Source organism: Inquilinus limosus (genome assembly GCF_051487185.1).
Lineage (GTDB): Bacteria > Pseudomonadota > Alphaproteobacteria > DSM-16000 > Inquilinaceae > Inquilinus > Inquilinus limosus_F.
Genome location: NZ_JAHVDK010000031.1, coordinates 86,941 through 102,514, shown reverse-complemented (window position 1 = coordinate 102,514; position 15,574 = coordinate 86,941). Strand labels below are relative to the sequence as shown.

At 68.6% G+C, this 15,574-nt stretch carries 11 protein-coding genes and 1 pseudogene; 9 read left to right on the top strand and 3 right to left on the bottom strand.

All coding sequences use genetic code 11. The features are described 5' to 3' along the window. The 5 genes and pseudogenes from KXR53_RS29090 to ligA form a co-directional block, all read left to right on the top strand. Positions 1 to 343 (top strand): annotated as a pseudogene (locus tag KXR53_RS29090) (cell division protein FtsZ); the annotation flags it as partial. 262 nt (positions 344 to 605) lie between these two features. After that, positions 606 to 1,568 carry a UDP-3-O-acyl-N-acetylglucosamine deacetylase gene (gene lpxC, locus KXR53_RS29085; protein WP_437378817.1) on the top strand — a complete coding sequence of 321 codons (963 nt, stop codon included), beginning with the start codon at positions 606 to 608 and terminating at the stop codon, positions 1,566 to 1,568. A 138-nt stretch (positions 1,569 to 1,706) separates the two neighbouring features. Continuing rightward, positions 1,707 to 2,537 carry an outer membrane protein assembly factor BamD gene (locus KXR53_RS29080; protein WP_437378815.1) on the top strand — a complete coding sequence of 277 codons (831 nt, stop codon included), beginning with the start codon at positions 1,707 to 1,709 and terminating at the stop codon, positions 2,535 to 2,537. Between the two features lie 4 nt (positions 2,538 to 2,541). Continuing rightward, positions 2,542 to 4,221 (top strand): DNA repair protein RecN, encoded by a 1,680-nt coding sequence (gene recN / locus KXR53_RS29075; protein ID WP_437378812.1) that lies wholly within the window; start codon positions 2,542 to 2,544, stop codon positions 4,219 to 4,221. A gap of 110 nt (positions 4,222 to 4,331) precedes the next feature. Then, entirely contained in the window at positions 4,332 to 6,446 is a 2,115-nt protein-coding gene (ligA, locus tag KXR53_RS29070) for an NAD-dependent DNA ligase LigA (protein WP_437378810.1), read from the top strand. 80 nt (positions 6,447 to 6,526) lie between these two features. Here the strand turns inward: ligA and KXR53_RS29065 are convergent, their stop codons facing one another. Then, on the bottom strand, positions 6,527 to 9,253 hold the full coding sequence (locus KXR53_RS29065; RefSeq protein ID WP_437378808.1) for a M10 family metallopeptidase C-terminal domain-containing protein: 2,727 nt from the start codon (positions 9,251 to 9,253) through the stop codon (positions 6,527 to 6,529). A 444-nt stretch (positions 9,254 to 9,697) separates the two neighbouring features. Here KXR53_RS29065 and KXR53_RS29060 point away from each other — a divergent pair, with 444 nt between their 5' ends. After that, positions 9,698 to 10,141 carry a hypothetical protein gene (locus KXR53_RS29060; RefSeq protein WP_437378806.1) on the top strand — a complete coding sequence of 148 codons (444 nt, stop codon included), beginning with the start codon at positions 9,698 to 9,700 and terminating at the stop codon, positions 10,139 to 10,141. Positions 10,142 to 10,144: 3 nt separating this feature from the next. Here the strand turns inward: KXR53_RS29060 and dinB are convergent, their stop codons facing one another. Then, complete coding sequence (gene dinB, locus KXR53_RS29055) at positions 10,145 to 11,392, bottom strand: DNA polymerase IV (RefSeq protein ID WP_437378803.1); 1,248 nt, start codon at positions 11,390 to 11,392, stop codon at positions 10,145 to 10,147. Positions 11,393 to 11,533: 141 nt separating this feature from the next. Between dinB and KXR53_RS29050 the strand changes: the two genes are divergently transcribed. Further along, positions 11,534 to 12,142 (top strand): hypothetical protein, encoded by a 609-nt coding sequence (locus KXR53_RS29050; RefSeq protein WP_437378801.1) that lies wholly within the window; start codon positions 11,534 to 11,536, stop codon positions 12,140 to 12,142. 10 nt (positions 12,143 to 12,152) lie between these two features. Here the strand turns inward: KXR53_RS29050 and KXR53_RS29045 are convergent, their stop codons facing one another. Next, positions 12,153 to 12,878 (bottom strand): GntR family transcriptional regulator, encoded by a 726-nt coding sequence (locus tag KXR53_RS29045; protein WP_437378799.1) that lies wholly within the window; start codon positions 12,876 to 12,878, stop codon positions 12,153 to 12,155. 247 nt (positions 12,879 to 13,125) lie between these two features. Between KXR53_RS29045 and KXR53_RS29040 the strand changes: the two genes are divergently transcribed. Both KXR53_RS29040 and KXR53_RS29035 read left to right on the top strand, forming a co-directional pair. Then, a complete protein-coding gene (locus tag KXR53_RS29040; RefSeq protein ID WP_437378796.1) occupies positions 13,126 to 14,157 on the top strand; it encodes an ABC transporter ATP-binding protein in 1,032 nt (343 codons plus the stop codon). Between the two features lie 12 nt (positions 14,158 to 14,169). Then, positions 14,170 to 15,459: an ABC transporter substrate-binding protein gene (locus KXR53_RS29035; protein WP_437378794.1), complete on the top strand. Its 1,290-nt coding sequence runs from the start codon at positions 14,170 to 14,172 to the stop codon at positions 15,457 to 15,459. Positions 15,460 to 15,574: the final 115 nt, after the last annotated feature.

Sequence of the window (15,574 nt, the reverse complement as noted above, 5' to 3'; positions counted from 1 at the left end):
CTTCGCGGCGCCGCGTCCGGCGCCGATGGCCGCCCCGCAGCCGGCGCCGCAGCGCCCGGCCGAGGCGGCGCCGGCCGCCCCGGCCGAGGGACGCAAGAAGCTGGGTCTGTTCCGGCGGGTGACCGGTCTGCTGCGTGAGGAGGAGCAGCCGGAGGCGCATCACGAGCCGACGCTGCGCCAGCAGGAGCCGGCGCCGCGCGCCGCCGAGCCGCCGCGCGCCCCCGAGGCGCCGCGCCCGGTGGCGCAGCAGCGCCTGGCGATCGATGCCGGCCGCGCCCCGCTGCCGCGCAGCGACGAGGACGCGCTCGACATCCCGGCCTTCCTCCGCCGCCAGGCGAACTGAAGGCCGATTCCGCCGCTTCCACCGGCCGCACGCTCCCCTCGCGGCCGGTGGGGATTCCTTTGTCCCTCCGCCGCCCGCCTCTCCGCGGGCGGCATTTCTTTTGTGGCGGTCGCAACCTGAACGCCTGCACGTAACAGATCGAAACAAAGTGTGATTTTTGCTTGCGCGCCGGCCGGTCTAGGGTGCCCTGCGTCCCGAAAGGGGCATCCTGTCAGCACTTTGCCTGGCGAAGTGCATCCAAACGAAACGAAGGACACCTATCGTGGCTCACATCTCGGCGGAATCGGGCGCGGCGACGCAGAAGACGCTGAAGACCGCGATCAAGTGCACCGGCGTCGGCCTGCACAGCGGGCAGGACGTCACCATGGTGCTGCGCCCGGGTGAGATCAACACCGGCATCGTCTTCGTTCGCACCGACGTGCCCCAGGGCCGGCGCAGCATCACCGCGCGCTGGGACAAGGTCACGGACACCCGCCTGTGCACCCTGATCAGCAACGCCCAGGGCGTCTCGGTCGGCACCATCGAGCATCTGATGGCGGCGCTGCGCGGCTGCGGTGTCGACAATGCGGTGGTCGAGCTGAACGGCCCGGAAGTGCCGATCATGGACGGCAGCGCCGCCCCCTTCGTGTTCCTGATTGAATGCGCCGGGCTGGTCAGCCAGCCGGCGCTGCGCCGCAGCATCCGCGTGTTGCGTCCGATCGAGGTCGCGGCCGAGGACCGCTGGGCCCGGCTGACGCCGTCGGCCGGCGCCACTTTCAGCTTCGAGATCGACTTCCAGAGCCGCGCGATCGCGCATCAGGAAGGCCTGGTCCGGCTGTCGAACGGCAATTTCAAGACCGAGATCGCCCGCGCCCGTACCTTCGGCTTCGCCCAGGAGGTGGAGGCGCTGCGCCGCCACGGCCTCGCCCTCGGCGGATCGCTGGAGAACGCGATCGTGGTCAATGGCGACCGGGTGATGAACGCCGAGGGGCTGCGCTACGAGGACGAGTTCGTGCGCCACAAGATCCTCGATTCGATCGGCGACCTGTATCTCGCCGGCGCCCCGATCCTCGGCCATTTCCATGGCTACAAGGCCGGCCACGCGCTGAACAATCAGCTGCTGCGGGCGCTGTTCGCCGACGACACCGCTTGGTGCTACGACACCAGCTTCGGCGCCGAGCCGGCGGCGGAGCCCTGGGGCCGGCCCGCGCCGGCCGCGGCACTGCCCACCGCCAACGCGGCCTGATCCAGTTCCACCTGATGCCGTCGTCCCTCTTCGCCTCGCGTGGAGGGACGATGCGCGTCTGCCCCCGGGAAGGCGTCTCGCCATTCGCATTCGGGGTGGGTATATAGAGGCCCGGACAGAACCGAAGGCGATGATCGAGTGAACAAGCGTCTGCAGTTTCGCCATATGGCGCGGATCGGGCTCGTCCTGCCGGCCGTTCTTCTCACCGCCTGCGGCGGTTCCTCCTCAGATGATGCAAAGCCGGCCGCGGATCAGCCGCCCGAGGCGCTCTATTCCCAGGCGCAGCAGGCTTTCGATGACGCGGATTATCGGACCGCATCGACCCGGTTCGACGAGGTCGAGCGGCAGCACCCCTATTCGAGCTGGGCGACCAAGGCCCAGCTGATGTCGGCCTATTCCAGCTACAAGCGCGGCGACTATGACGGCGCGATCGTGGCGCTCGACCGCTTCATCAGCCTGCATCCGGGCAGTGAGGAGCTGGCCTACGCCTACTACCTGAAGGCGCTGTGCTACTACGACCGGATCTCGGATGTGGAGCGCGACCAGCGGATCACCCAGCTGGCGACCAACGCGCTGAACGACGTCATCACCCGTTTTCCGAACAGTGACTACGCCCGCGACGCCAAGCTGAAGCTGGACCTGACCTACGACCAGCTCGCCGGCAAGGACATGTCGATCGGCCGCTTCTACCTGAAGCGCGGCGACTACAACGCGGCGATCAACCGGTTCCGCAACGTGGTCAAGAACTGGCAGACCACGAGCCAGGTGCCGGAGGCGCTGGAACGGCTGGTCGAGGCCTATGTCGCGCTCGGCCTCAAGGACGAGGCGCGGCACGTCGCGGCGGTGCTCGGTCACAACTATCCGGGCGATCCCTGGTACCAGGACGCCTATGTGCTGCTGACCGGATCCGGCATCCGCCCGCCTGACGATAAGGACTTCTTCGACCGCACCCTCGGGTCGATCCTCTGATCCCATGCTGGCCGGACTTTCGATCAGGAATGTGGTTCTGATCGAACAGCTCTCGCTCGGCTTCGCCGCCGGTCTGTCGGCGCTCACCGGCGAGACCGGGGCCGGCAAGTCGATCCTGCTCGACGCGCTCGGCCTTGCCCTCGGCGGCCGCAGCGATGCCGGGCTGGTGCGCCACGGCGCCGAGGCCGCCACGGTCAGCGCCGAGTTCCTGCTGCCCGACGGCCATCCCGTCAGGGCGCTGCTGGCCGAGCAGGAGCTGCCGGTCGACGACACGCTGGTGCTGCGCCGCAGCGTCGGCGCCGACGGGCGCAGCCGCGCCTTCGTCAACGACCAGCCGGTCTCGATCGGCCTGCTGCGCCAGATCGGCGTCGGGCTGGTCGAGGTGCATGGCCAGTTCGAAACCCAGGGGCTGCTCGATCCCCGGACCCATCGTGAGGTGCTGGACGCCTATGCTGGGGCCGAGGCCCTGGCCGCCGCCTGCGCTGCCGCCTGGGATGCCTGGCGCGGCGCGCTGCGGCGGCAGGAGGCGGCGCTGTCCGAGGCCGAGCGTGCCCAGGCCGAGGAGGGCTTCCTGCGCCATTCGGTCGAGGAGCTGGAGGCGCTGGCGCCGGAGCGGGGGGAGGAGGCGCAGCTGGCCGAACGCCGCGCCCTGCTGCAGCACCGCGAGAAGGTGATGGAGGGCGTCGCCGCCGCCCTGACCGAGCTGTCGGGCGACCGCGGCGCCGAACGGGCGCTCGTGGCGGCGCAGCGGGCGCTGCAGCGCATCGCCGACCGCGCCGGCGGCCGGCTCGACCCGGTTCTCGACCAGCTCGGCCGTGCCCTGGACGAGGCAGCGGAGGCCACGGCGGCGATCGAGCGCTTCTCCGCCGACATCGATCTCGACGCGGGCGAGCTGGAGCGACTCGAGGACCGGCTCTATGCGCTGCGCTCGCTGGCCCGCAAGCACGGGGTGGAGACCGACGCGCTGCCCGATCTGCGCCGGCAGTTCGCCGAGCGGCTGGCGCTGGTCGAAGATCGGGCCGCGGTGCTGCAGCGGCTGGCCGCAGCCGCCGCCGAGGCGCGCGCCGCCTATGTCCAGGCCGGCGAGGCGCTGTCCGAGGCCCGCCGCCGTGCCGCGGCGAAGCTGGATACGGGAGTGAAGGCGGAGCTGCCGCCGCTGAAGATGGAGCGCGCCCGCTTCGTCACCCAGGTCGAGCGGCTGCCGGAAGCGGAGTGGGGGCCGGCCGGGCTCGACCGCATCACCTTCCTGGTTGCCGCCAATCCGGGCAGCCCGGCCGGGCCGATCGGCAAGATCGCCTCGGGCGGCGAGCTCGCCCGCTTCATGCTGGCGCTCAAGGTGGTGCTGCTGCATCGGCGCGGTGCGCCGGGGACCCTGCCGTCGATGATCTTCGATGAGGTCGATGCCGGCATCGGCGGCGCCGTGGCCGATGCGGTGGGCGAGCGGCTGAAGCGGCTGGGCGGGCAGGTGCAGGTGCTGGTGGTGACCCACAGCCCGCAGGTGGCGGCCCGCGCCGATCATCACTGGCAGGTGCGCAAGGCCGACCGCGGCGGCGCCGTCATCACCCAGGTGGCGGCGCTGTCGCCGGAGGAGCGGCGCGAGGAGATCGCCCGGATGCTGTCCGGGGCCAAGATCACGGCGGAGGCGCGCGCGGCGGCCGACAGCCTGCTGGCCGTCCGATCCTGATCGGATCTCTCGCGTGAACCGGGCCGCAACCATTAGGATTCTGCTGTGAGTCGGCGAGCGGGGGCTGCCATGCGGCCTGCCGGACGGGCCGACGCGCGAGGGAGGCGTCGATGAACGATCAGGATCTGCGCAGCCGGCCGGTGGACGCGCTGACGCCGGAGGAGGCGGCGGAGGAGCTGAAGGCGCTGGCCGCCGAGATCGCGGCGCATGACATCGCCTATCACCAGAAGGACGCGCCGACGATCTCGGACGCGGACTACGACGCGCTGCGCCGTCGCAACGCCGATCTGGAGGTGCTGTATCCGGAGCTGATCCGCCCGGACAGCCCCTCGGCCCGGGTCGGGGCGGCGCCGGCGGGCGGCTTCCGCAAGATCCGCCATGCCATCCCGATGCTGTCGCTCGGCAACGCCTTCAAGCCTCAGGACGTGCACGACTTCCTGAGCTCGATCCGCTCCTTCATCAAGGAGCTGCGCGACGATCCCGAGCGGTCGGTCGCGATCATGGCCGAACCGAAGATCGACGGCCTGTCCTGCTCTCTGCGCTACGAGAAGGGGCGCTTCGTCCAGGCCGCGACCCGCGGCGACGGCAGCGAGGGCGAGGACGTCACCGCCAATGTCCGCACCATCAAGGACGTGCCGCAGCGGCTGAACGGCGATGCGCCGGACGTGCTGGAGATCCGCGGCGAGGTCTATATGGAGCGCAGCGACTTCGCCGCGCTGAACGCCCGGCGGGCCGAGGCGGGCGAGCCGATCTTCGCCAATCCGCGCAACTCGGCCGCCGGCAGCCTGCGCCAACTCGACTCCGCAATCACCGCGTCGCGACCGCTGCGCTTCTTCGGCTATTCCTGGGGCGAGGTGTCGGCGCCGCTGGGCAAGACCCTCGGCGAGATCCGGCAGCGCCTCGCCGGCTGGGGCTTCCGCCTGAACGAGCCGGCGCGGCTGTGCCACACGGCCGAGGAGTTGCTGGCCTATTACGACGAGATCGCGGCGCTGCGGGCGGAGCTGCCCTTCGACATCGATGGCGTGGTCTACAAGGTCGACCGGCTGGACTGGCAGGACCGGCTCGGCTTCGTCAGCCGGGCGCCGCGCTGGGCCACGGCGCACAAGTTCCCGGCCGAGCAGGCGCAGACGGTGCTGAAGGCGATCGACATCCAGGTCGGCCGCACCGGGTCGCTGACGCCGGTGGCGCGGCTGGAGCCGATCACGGTCGGCGGCGTCGTCGTCTCCAACGCCACGCTGCACAACGAGGACGAGATCCGGCGCAAGGATGTGCGCATCGGCGACACGGTGGTGGTGCAGCGCGCCGGCGACGTGATCCCGCAGATCGTCCGGGTGATCCTGGAGCGGCGGCCGGAGGGCGCGGCCGAATACGTCTTCCCCGAGACCTGTCCGGAATGCGGCAGCCTGGCGGTGCGGGAGGAGGGCGGGGCGGTACGCCGCTGCACCGGCGGCCTAATCTGCCCGGCCCAGGCGGTGGAGCGGCTGCGCCATTTCGTGTCGCGCAATGCCTTCGATATCGAGGGCCTGGGCGACAAGCACATCCGCGCCTTTTACGCCGACGGGCTGATCAAGACGCCGGGCGACATCTTCCGGCTGGCGGAGCAGGACAAGGCCAGCCTGGCGCCGCTGCGCAACCGTGAGGGCTGGGGGGCGAAGAGCGCGCAGAAGCTGTTCGAGGCGATCGAGACCCGGCGGACCATCCCGCTCGACCGCTTCATCTACGCCCTGGGTATCCGCCAGGTGGGCGAGGCGACGGCCAAGCTGCTGTCACGGCACTACGGCAGCCTCGCCAACTGGCGCGCGGCGATGGAGGCGGCGCAGGACCACGACAGCGATGCCTATCGCGACCTGACCGCGATCGACCAGATCGGCCCGTCGGTGGCCGACGATCTGCTGGCCTTCTTCGCCGAGGAACACAACCGCACGGTGATCGAGGATCTGGCGGCGCAGCTGACGGTCGAGGATTTCGCGCGGCCGCGCGCCGTCGCCAGCGCCGTGGCGGGCAAGACCGTGGTGTTCACCGGCACGCTGGAGACGATGACGCGGCCGGAGGCGAAGGCGCGGGCGGAATTCCTCGGCGCCAAGGTCGCCGGCTCGGTCTCCAGCAAGACGGACTACGTCGTGGTCGGCGCCGATGCCGGCTCCAAGGCCGCCAAGGCGCGCGAACTTGGCGTCGCCACGCTGACCGAGCAGGAATGGATCGACCTGATCGGCGGGGCGGGGTAGGCGGGGGAATAGGAGCGAGGCCTGAGGGATGCCCCAGGCCTCGCGAGTTACGCAATATTCCCAGACTTCTTCAGCCCGGCTCACAGCACGAAGTCGGCCGCCACGAGGGCGATGCTGCCGGTCAAGGTGATGTGGAAATCCGACACCTTGTCGCCGTTGACGTCGCCGGCGACGGTGGTGACGCCGCCGCTCACGGCATAGCGTAGCTGGCCGGCGACGCCGGTATAGGCCGCGGTGCCGATGAAGCTGAAGGCCTGGTTGCCGGCGACGCCGGTGTTGGCGTCGATCGCGCTCAGGTCGATGCGGTCGACCTGGGCGTGGCTGAAATCGGTGATCCGGTCGGCATTGGCCCCGACCACGCTGTCGGCGAGGGCGGCGTAGTGGAACCGGTCTCCCTGGGCGCCGCCGGTCAACGTATCCTTGCCGCTGTTGCCGACGAGGACGTCGCTGCCGTTCCAGCCCTGCAGCGTGTTGGCGCCGGCGTTCCCGGCCAGACCGTCATTGCCCTGGCCGCCCGAAAGGTTCTCGATCCCGACCAGAACGTCGCCCGCGGCGTCGCCGCCGCTGCCCAGGCCGGTGACGAGGCTGACCGAGATCGCGACCGAGCTGTCGAAATAGCTGGCGGTGTCGGTGCCGGCGGCGCCATTGAGCGTGTCGGCCCCCGCCCCGCCGCGGAGCGCGTCGTTGCCGCCGCCTCCTAACAGGGTATCGTTGCCGCCCTGCCCGATCCCGGTGTCGTTGCCGTCGCCGAGGTTGAGGACGTTGTTCTCGCCGGAGCCGGTGATGGTGTCGTTCTCGTCGGTCCCGATGGCGTTCTCGACGCTCGACAGCCAGATCTCGTTTCCGGGGAAATTGCTGTCGGTGAACATGCCGTCCTGCAGGTTGATCGTGGCGGAGAAGCCGACGAAGATCACGGTCGACGCATCGAAGGTGTCGATGCCGGCGCCGCCGAAGAAGGCTTCGCCGATGCCGCCATTCCACCCCTGCTCGATATAGAAGCGGTCGTTGCCGTCGTTGCCGTAGATCTGATCCTTCCCGCTGCCTGCCGTCAGCACGTCGTCGCCGGCGCCGCCCTGGATCAGGTCGCTGCCGTTGCCGCCGCTGATCGTGTCATTGCCGGCACCGCCCTGCAGGTTGTCGTCGCCGTTGTTGCCGTTGATCGTGTTGCTGGTGCCGTCGCCGATGAGCGTGTCAGCGAAGTTGGAGCCGTTGACGTTCTCGACCCCGGTGACCGTGTACGGCCCGCCGTGAGCGGTCGTGAAGTCGTAGCCACCCGTGGCAAGGTTGACGTTCAGCCCGAAGAACGTGACGTTGCTGAAGTCGAGCAGGTCGATCCCCGCGCCCCCCGTGACATTGTCGGCGAACTGCCCGAGACGCACGACGAAGGTGTCGTCGCCGTCGCCGCCATTGACCGTGTCGACATCGAAGCCGCCTTCGATCCAGTCGTTGCCGGCGCCGCCGTTGATCACGTCGTTGCCCCAATCCCCATACAGGGTGTCGTTGCCGGCATTGCCGTTCAGTGTGTTGTTGGCGACGTTGCCTTGGATGGTGTCGTTGCCGGAGCCGCCATTGGCGTTCTCGATCAGCGATCGGGCATCCCCGTTGAATTGCAGCGCGTTGAAGATGTTGCCGCGGGCATAGCCGCTGTTCGGGCCGCCGCCGAGATAGGCGAGCTGGGTCGAGGAGAAGACGGAATGGCCGCCGGGCGTCAGATCGAGATTCAGGTTGGTCGTGTAATTCGACAGGTCATAGGTGTCGATCCCGCCGCCGTCCCAGATCGTGGCGAAGATGCGGTTGCCGCCTGGATCGATGGCGATGCTGCCGTTGACGAAGGTCTCGCCCGTGGTCGGGCTCCAGCTGTAGACCGTGTTGCCGCTGTTGGTGCTGAAGTCCGCCCCGTACATGTATTGCAGGGCGGCGATGTCGAGCATCATGAAGGTCTGAGGCGCGCCCCAGGTCTCGTAATTGTAGCCGCTCGCGTCGTCGCCGATGAAGGTGCGGTAGGTCATCACCGAGTATTCGAGCGAATCGCGGTCGGCCGGCAGGGCCCCGTAGACGCTGGTCTCGTGGCCATGCTTCAAGCCCAGCGCATGGCCGAGCTCATGGATCACGGTGTGCCAGTCGTAGTTGCCGGCCGTCGGCAGGTCGCCGCTAGGCCCGAAGAACGCGTCGCCACCGTAGACGGCATTGTCCGGGTAGTAGGCATAGGCCGTGCCGGGGTCGCTGGTGTTGGCGACGCGGATCGTGCCGGTCCCCAAGCCGCTGCCGGCGTAGTCGATGCCGAGATTGGTGAACCCCTCGACCGAGAAGCCGAAGGCGCCGACCGGCTGTGTGTAGATGGCGGCGTTCAGAGCGAAATGGACGGCGATCATCTGCTGCGCCGTCAGCTGTGAGAAATTGGTGAACGGCTCGGGATGGCCGGCCTGGTAGTCGGACACGGCATCCGGATCGCTGTAGGTGATGAAGCCGTCCGCCCAGCGGACGCCGCTCAGGAGCCCGTCGATCTGCTGGTTGCCGGAGGCGGCGACGGCCGCGGTGGTGTCGCCCGAGCCGTTCTCCTCCGGCTTCGGCGCCCCAGAAGACGCGGGCGCGGAGACCACCGCCCCGTCGGATCGGTCGACGGCAGCGGAACGAACACCGCCGCCCCACCTGGGCGAGAGCGCGTCCATGCGGGACAGGTCGAAGAAGGTCTGGTGGAACAGGAGATCGTTCGACCATCTCCGCATCGCCGACCATGCCAATGGATCATGGAAGAGATCGCTGTCCGAAAACAGCGTGCCGTATTCGAGAAGATGTGACGATTTCATGTCGGGTCTCCCCTACGTGGTGAAGAACCGCAACCTTTGAGTGAAGATCCGCAACTCTCTGTCAGTTGTTGGGTCATTCGGACGCAAAGGAAGCGTCCTCATGTGCAGAGATTAGAGCTCGCACTGATCTAGCATGGGAAGAATTTGCGAATATGCCGCAATATTGTCCCATGTCTGGCCGAATTGTGTTTTATTTTCTTATAGCGTAAAGCGTCCCAATAGAAACGACATATTCCTATCTTCAAAATTATAGCTAAACCTTTTATGAATGTCAATTTGGGAAGATAGCATATTTAACTACTCAGTTAAAATCAGACTATGGACATCAATCCAATGTGGGTCTGGAGTGTGTTCGAGGTGAAATATCGGTATCTGAGAATCCTTAGGAATTGCTTATATATAGATCGGAAACTTATGCGTTTCTGTTGTCTCGATGGAGCTCGAATGGCAGGCGCCGTATGGTTCCTCCTGTTCGTCGCGTTGCTTCGGGCGGAGGATGGCATCGCCGCCGGTCGCGGCGACGGCGTCCATCGGATCCGGGAGGAGTGGCGGATGTCACAGGCCGGCATGGGGCGGCCGCCGGACGAGGAGGCGGTGATCGCCCAGGAATTCCGTGGGGCCGTTGGGGACGGCTCGAGCGCGGCGCTGATCCGCTTCATCGCACGCCACCCCGAGCACGCGCTGGCGGACGAGGCGTGGCGCCGCCTGGAGCGCCGGACCGCGCCGGACGCGCGGCCGCTCGCCCATGATCCGGACGCGGCGATCTATGCGGCGTTCGACGCCGCCCGACGCGCCGGCACGGCCGAGGCCTATCGCGCCTTTGCCCGGACCTACCCGAACCACCCGCTCGCGGCGGAGGCGGACCGGCGGAGCCGCGCCCTCAGGTGACGGTCACAGATCCTTCTCGGCGAGCTCCCGGAACGCGTCGGGGACGGCGCGGGACGGCCCGAACACCACCGACCCGTAGCCGACCGCCTGCCAGCCGAACCGGTCGCGGATCGCGTCGACGGCCCGGTCGGCCCGCCAGCGCGCGATGCCCTTCCGGGTGCCGGGCCGGCGCCGCTCGTCAGCGAGCCCGAGGGGCAGCTCGAGCTGCAGATGCGGCCGGTCCTCGAGATGCGAGACCGAGATCCCGAGCAGCGAGATCGTCTTCTCCCCGGGGTGCTGCGCCAGCACCCCGCGCACCAGCTCCTCGGCGATCTCGGCCAGGGTCGCGGTCGCCGCGATCGGCGCGTCGAGGGTGACGGAGCGGGTGACCGAGCGCAGATCGGCGAAGCGGACGCGGACGGTGATGGTCCGGCCGGGGCGGGACTTGGCCCGCAGCCGGGTGGCGACCCGATCGGCGAGATGGCGCAAGGTCGGCACGAACACCTGCTCCTCGGCCGACTTCCGGCCAAGCGCGGACTGCGCCCCGGCCGACCGCGACCGCCGTCGCGTCTCGATCGCCCGCGGATCGCGGTTCCAGGCCAGGGCCGCCAGCTTCTCGCCGGCCGCGCGGCCGAGCAGCCGCTCCAGCGACCAGCCCGGCATCTCCGCCAGTTGCCCGATCGTGTGCACGCCGCTGTCGGCCAGCCGCGCCCGGGTGACCGGACCGACGCCCCACATCAGTTCGACCGGCAAATCGTGCAGGAAGGCCAGTTCCGCCTCAGGATCGACCACCACCAGCCCATCCGGCTTGGCCACCTGCGAGGCGATCTTCGCCAGGTGCTTGGTGCGGGCGACGCCGATCGAGATCGGCAGGCCGAGCTCATCCCGCACCCGGTGCCGGATCCCCCGCGCGATCTCGGCCGGCGGGCCGAACAGATGCGTGCAGCCGGCGACGTCGGCGAAGGCCTCGTCGATGGAGATGCGCTCGACCAGCGGCGTGAAATCGCCGAGCACCCTGACGGCGGCGTCACCCAGCCGCTGGTAGTCGCGGAAATGGCTGGAGACGAAGACCAGTTGCGGGCAGAGTTCGCGCGCCCGCCGTCCCGGCATGCCGCTGCGGATGCCGAAGGCCTTGGCCTCGTAGGAGGCGGCCAGCACCACCCCGCCGCCGACCGCGACCGGCTTGCCGCGCAGGGACGGGTCGAGCAACTGCTCGACCGAGGCATAGAAGGCGTCCAGATCCGCGTGGAGGATGGTGGCCGTCCTGTCCATACCGGCCGTCGCCCGTGCAGTCGATGGATAAGAACAAAAGAAGAACATATGGTCGGGATTGTCAAGCCGGAGGTGCTCGAGCCCTTGCATTCCCGTGGAAACGGCGCACCATTCTTTCTCGTGGCCGAGAAGGAGGCTGCTGTGGGAAACGCTCATCTGGAGAAGTGGCGGTCCCTGGTCGATGAGTTCCGAGAAAAGGCCCGGCAGCTCGAGCTGGAGGAGAGCAACGCTTGCCTGGCCTGCACCGCGGAGGCCAGGGCCAAGGTCGCCGAGGCGCAGCAGTTCATGGAGACCAGCGGGATCGGCGCGGCGCTGTGCGCGATCGTCTGGGACGTCCGCCGGTTCGCCGCCTGGTCATGCCACGCCAAGCCGGTCCCGCCGGAATACGCCGATCTCGACCTGGTCGTGGATCACATGAAGGATTTCGCCGTCACCTTCGCCTATAGGGGCCGCCCCTACGGCATCACCTTCAAGGAGCGGTCGCTCCATCCGGACGAGCATGGGGACAGCCACGGCGAGGCCTATCTGTCCGCGGCCGGAGAGACGGTGTTCGGCGCGTCGATGGTGAACCGGGCGGGCGCCGCCTATGACGAGTGGCAGCCGACGACGGTCGAGGCCTTCCGGCCGGGTGGCTGGATCCCGGATCTGCTGGAGATGCACAGCGGGCACAAGCGCGCCAAGGCGGCCGCCGAGGCGAGGGTGAGGGACGAGGTCACCAGCCGGCGGGCCGCAATGATCTCGCTCGAGTAAGGAGCGGTCTCTAGCGTCCCCGCAGCACCGCGGCCAGATCGACCGGGCCGGTTTCGGCCGGAGCCAGGTCGAGGTCCTGCTCGATATGGGTCAGATGGGCCAGCATCGCCGCGCCGGCGCGGTCGGACTGGTGCCGGGCCAGGGCCTGCAGGATCGCCTCGTGCTCGGCATGGCCGCAGGCCGAGGCGCCGCTGCGGCCGTAGAGGGCGATGACCAGCGAGGCGCGTGACACCAGCTCGCGCAGGAACCGCTCCATCACCCGCTGCCGGGCGATCTCGGCGATACCGAGATGGAACAGGCCGGAGAGCTGGATGGCGCGTGGCCGGTCGCCGCAGCGCAGCGCCTCCGCCTCCTCGGCCAGGTGTCGTGCCAGCCGTTCGATATCGGCGGGCACGGTGCGCTCGGCGGCGCGACGGGCGATCGTGGCCTCGAGCGTCCGGCGGGCCTCGAACACCTCCTGCGCCTCCTCGACCGAGGGCGCCGCGACGAAGGCGCCGCGGTTCTTCTCGATCACCACCATGTGCTGATGCGCCAGCGCCTGCAGGGCGGAGCGGACGATGGTACGGCTGACCCCGAAGGCCGAGCCGATCTCGTCCTCCGACAGCTTGGTGCGCGGCGGCAGCCGGTGCTCGACGATCGCGTCCAGGATCGAGCGGTAGATCGCCGCCGCCCGCGCGCCGCGGTCGGGGAGGTCGCGGGTTCCGGCCAGCGTGCCGACGGTCTCGATCGTGTCCATTCTTCCGCTCCGGCGACGAGGCGCATCCGCGACTCGTCCCGGGGCCACCATCCCATGCAGGCCCGCAGCGCTCAAGATTGTATTCTTGTCTGATGGGGATTGTGCACAATCTTCGGGCCATCTGTATGCATCTGCCCAAAGCTTGGGCGATTGCTGGTCCGCGATGCAGCGTTTGGCCGAGAGAGTCCAGCCACTCTGGCGTCTGGCACGGCGCTTGCCCCTCCATGTCCCCGGAAAGGGAGAGCGGATGCGCGGCGCAGATCTCGAGCTGGTGAAGGTGAGCAAGCGCTACGGCGGGACCACCGCCGTGGACGGGATCGACCTCAGGATCCCGGTCGGCACCTATTGCTGCCTGCTGGGCCCCTCCGGCTGCGGCAAGACCTCGACCCTGCGCATGGTCGCGGGGCACGAGGCGGTGTCGGACGGCGACATCATCCTTGGTGCCGCCAACGTCACCGACCGTCCGCCGGCCCGGCGCGGCACGGCGATGATGTTCCAGTCCTACGCGCTGTTTCCGCATCTCTCGGTGGTCGACAACGTCGCCTTCAGCCTGAAGATGCGCGGCGTGGCGAAGGCCGAGCGCCGGGCGAAGGCGGCAAAGCTCTTGGCCCTGGTGGCGATGGAGGCCTATGGCGAGCGGCTGCCGGCGCAGCTCTCGGGCGGGCAGCAGCAGCGCGTGGCGCTGGCCCGGGCGCTGATCACCCAGCCGCAGATCCTGCTGCTGGACGAGCCGCTCTCGGCCCTCGACCCCTTCCTCCGGGTCCGGATGCGGGCCGAGCTGAAACGGCTGCAGGCGGAGCTCGGCATCAGCTTCATCCATGTCACCCATAGCCAGGAGGAGGCGATGGCACTGGCCGACCTGGCCGTGGTGATGCAGGGCGGCCGGATCGAGCAGGTAGGCCCGCCGCAGGAGCTGTTCGCCCGGCCGGCCACCGAATTCGTCGCCCGCTTCATCGGCGGCCACAACGTCGTGACCCTAGGCGGCCGCCTGGCGACGCTCCGGGCCGACCGGCTGCGCCTCTCCCGATTGAACGGCGGCGGCGCGCCGGACGGCGCTGTCGAGGCGGTGGTGCAGGGGGTCGAGTACCAGGGCGCCACCGTCCACGTCGCCTTCGCCTGCGATCTGGCGCCCGACATGCTGGCCTGGCTGCCCGAGGCCGCCTTCTTCGCCGACCCGGTGGCGCCGGGCGACCGCGTCGCCGTCGCCTGGGCCGACCAGGACATCCATCCCCTTCAGACCGACGCCGCGGGGCGCGGCGGGCTTCGCCCCCAACACTGACGGAGGCTCACCATGGCGGATATCAAGGACACCAAGCGCGGCCTCTCCCGCCGCACCCTGTTGAAGACCACGGCGGCCGCGGCCGGCGCCCTGGTCGGCAGCCGTGCCATCACCGGCTTTCCGGCGATCATCGCGGCCGAGCCGGTGACGCTGCGCTATCTCGGCACCGCGGTGAACCAGAGCGCCGACATCGCCAGGAAGGCGAAGGAGGACCTCGGCATCACCATCGAATATGTGCCGGTGACCACCGACGAGGTCACCAAGCGCATCGTCACCCAGCCGAACTCCTTCGATCTCGTGGACAGCGAGTACTTCTCCCTGAAGAAACTGCTGCCCTCCGGCAACCTGCAAGGCATGGACGCAAGGCGGATCAAGTATGTCGACCAGATCTCGCCGGTCTTCACCAAGGGCGAGATAGCCGGCAGGAAGATCGGCGACCAGGGCACCGCGCCGAAGAAGGTCTTCTACCTGACCGAGAAGAACTCGAAGACCTTCGCGGCAGAGCCGACCGAATGGATCACCCTGATCCCGACGACCTACAACGCCGACACGCTCGGCATCCGGCCCGACCTGATCGGCCGGCCGATCGAGAGCTGGAAGGAGCTGCTGAACCCCGAGTTCAAGGGCAAGGCCTCGATCCTGAATATCCCGTCGATCGGCATCATGGACGCGGCGATGGTGGTGGAGTCGATGGGCCTGCACACCTATGCCGACAAGGGCAACATGACGAAGGAGGAGATCGACCTGACCATGAAGGTGCTGACCGAGGCCAAGCAGGCCGGCCAGTTCCGCGCCTTCTGGCAGGACTTCAACGAGAGCGTGAACCTGATGGCCTCCGGCGAGACGGTGATCCAGTCGATGTGGTCGCCGGCCGTGACCAAGGTCCGCTCGATGGGCATCGCCTGCACCTTCCAGCCGCTGAAGGAGGGCTACCGCGCCTGGGCGTCGGGCTTCGGCCTGCCGAAGACGCTGAAGGACCGGAAGCTCGACGCCGCCTACGACTTCATCAACTGGTTCCTGTCCGGCTGGGCCGGCGCCTATCTCAACCGCCAGGGCTACTACTCGGCGGTGCTGGAGACGGCCAAGGCCAATATGGAGCCGTACGAGTGGGCCTACTGGATGGAAGGCAAGCCGGCCGAGAAGGACATCAAGGCGCCAGACGGCACGGTGATGGAGAAGGCCGGCGCGGTGCGCGACGGCGGCTCCTACGAGCAGCGGATGGGCGCCGTCGCCTGCTGGAACGCGGTGATGGACGAGAACGACTACATGGTCCGCAAGTGGAACGCCTTCATCGCTGCGTGAGCCGCTGAGCGACACCGTGACCACCCCCTCACCCGAAATCGCTGACGCGATTTCGACCTCTCCCCGAGGAGAGGTGAACAATCCCTCTCCTCGGGGAGAGGGAGGGGCCCGATCC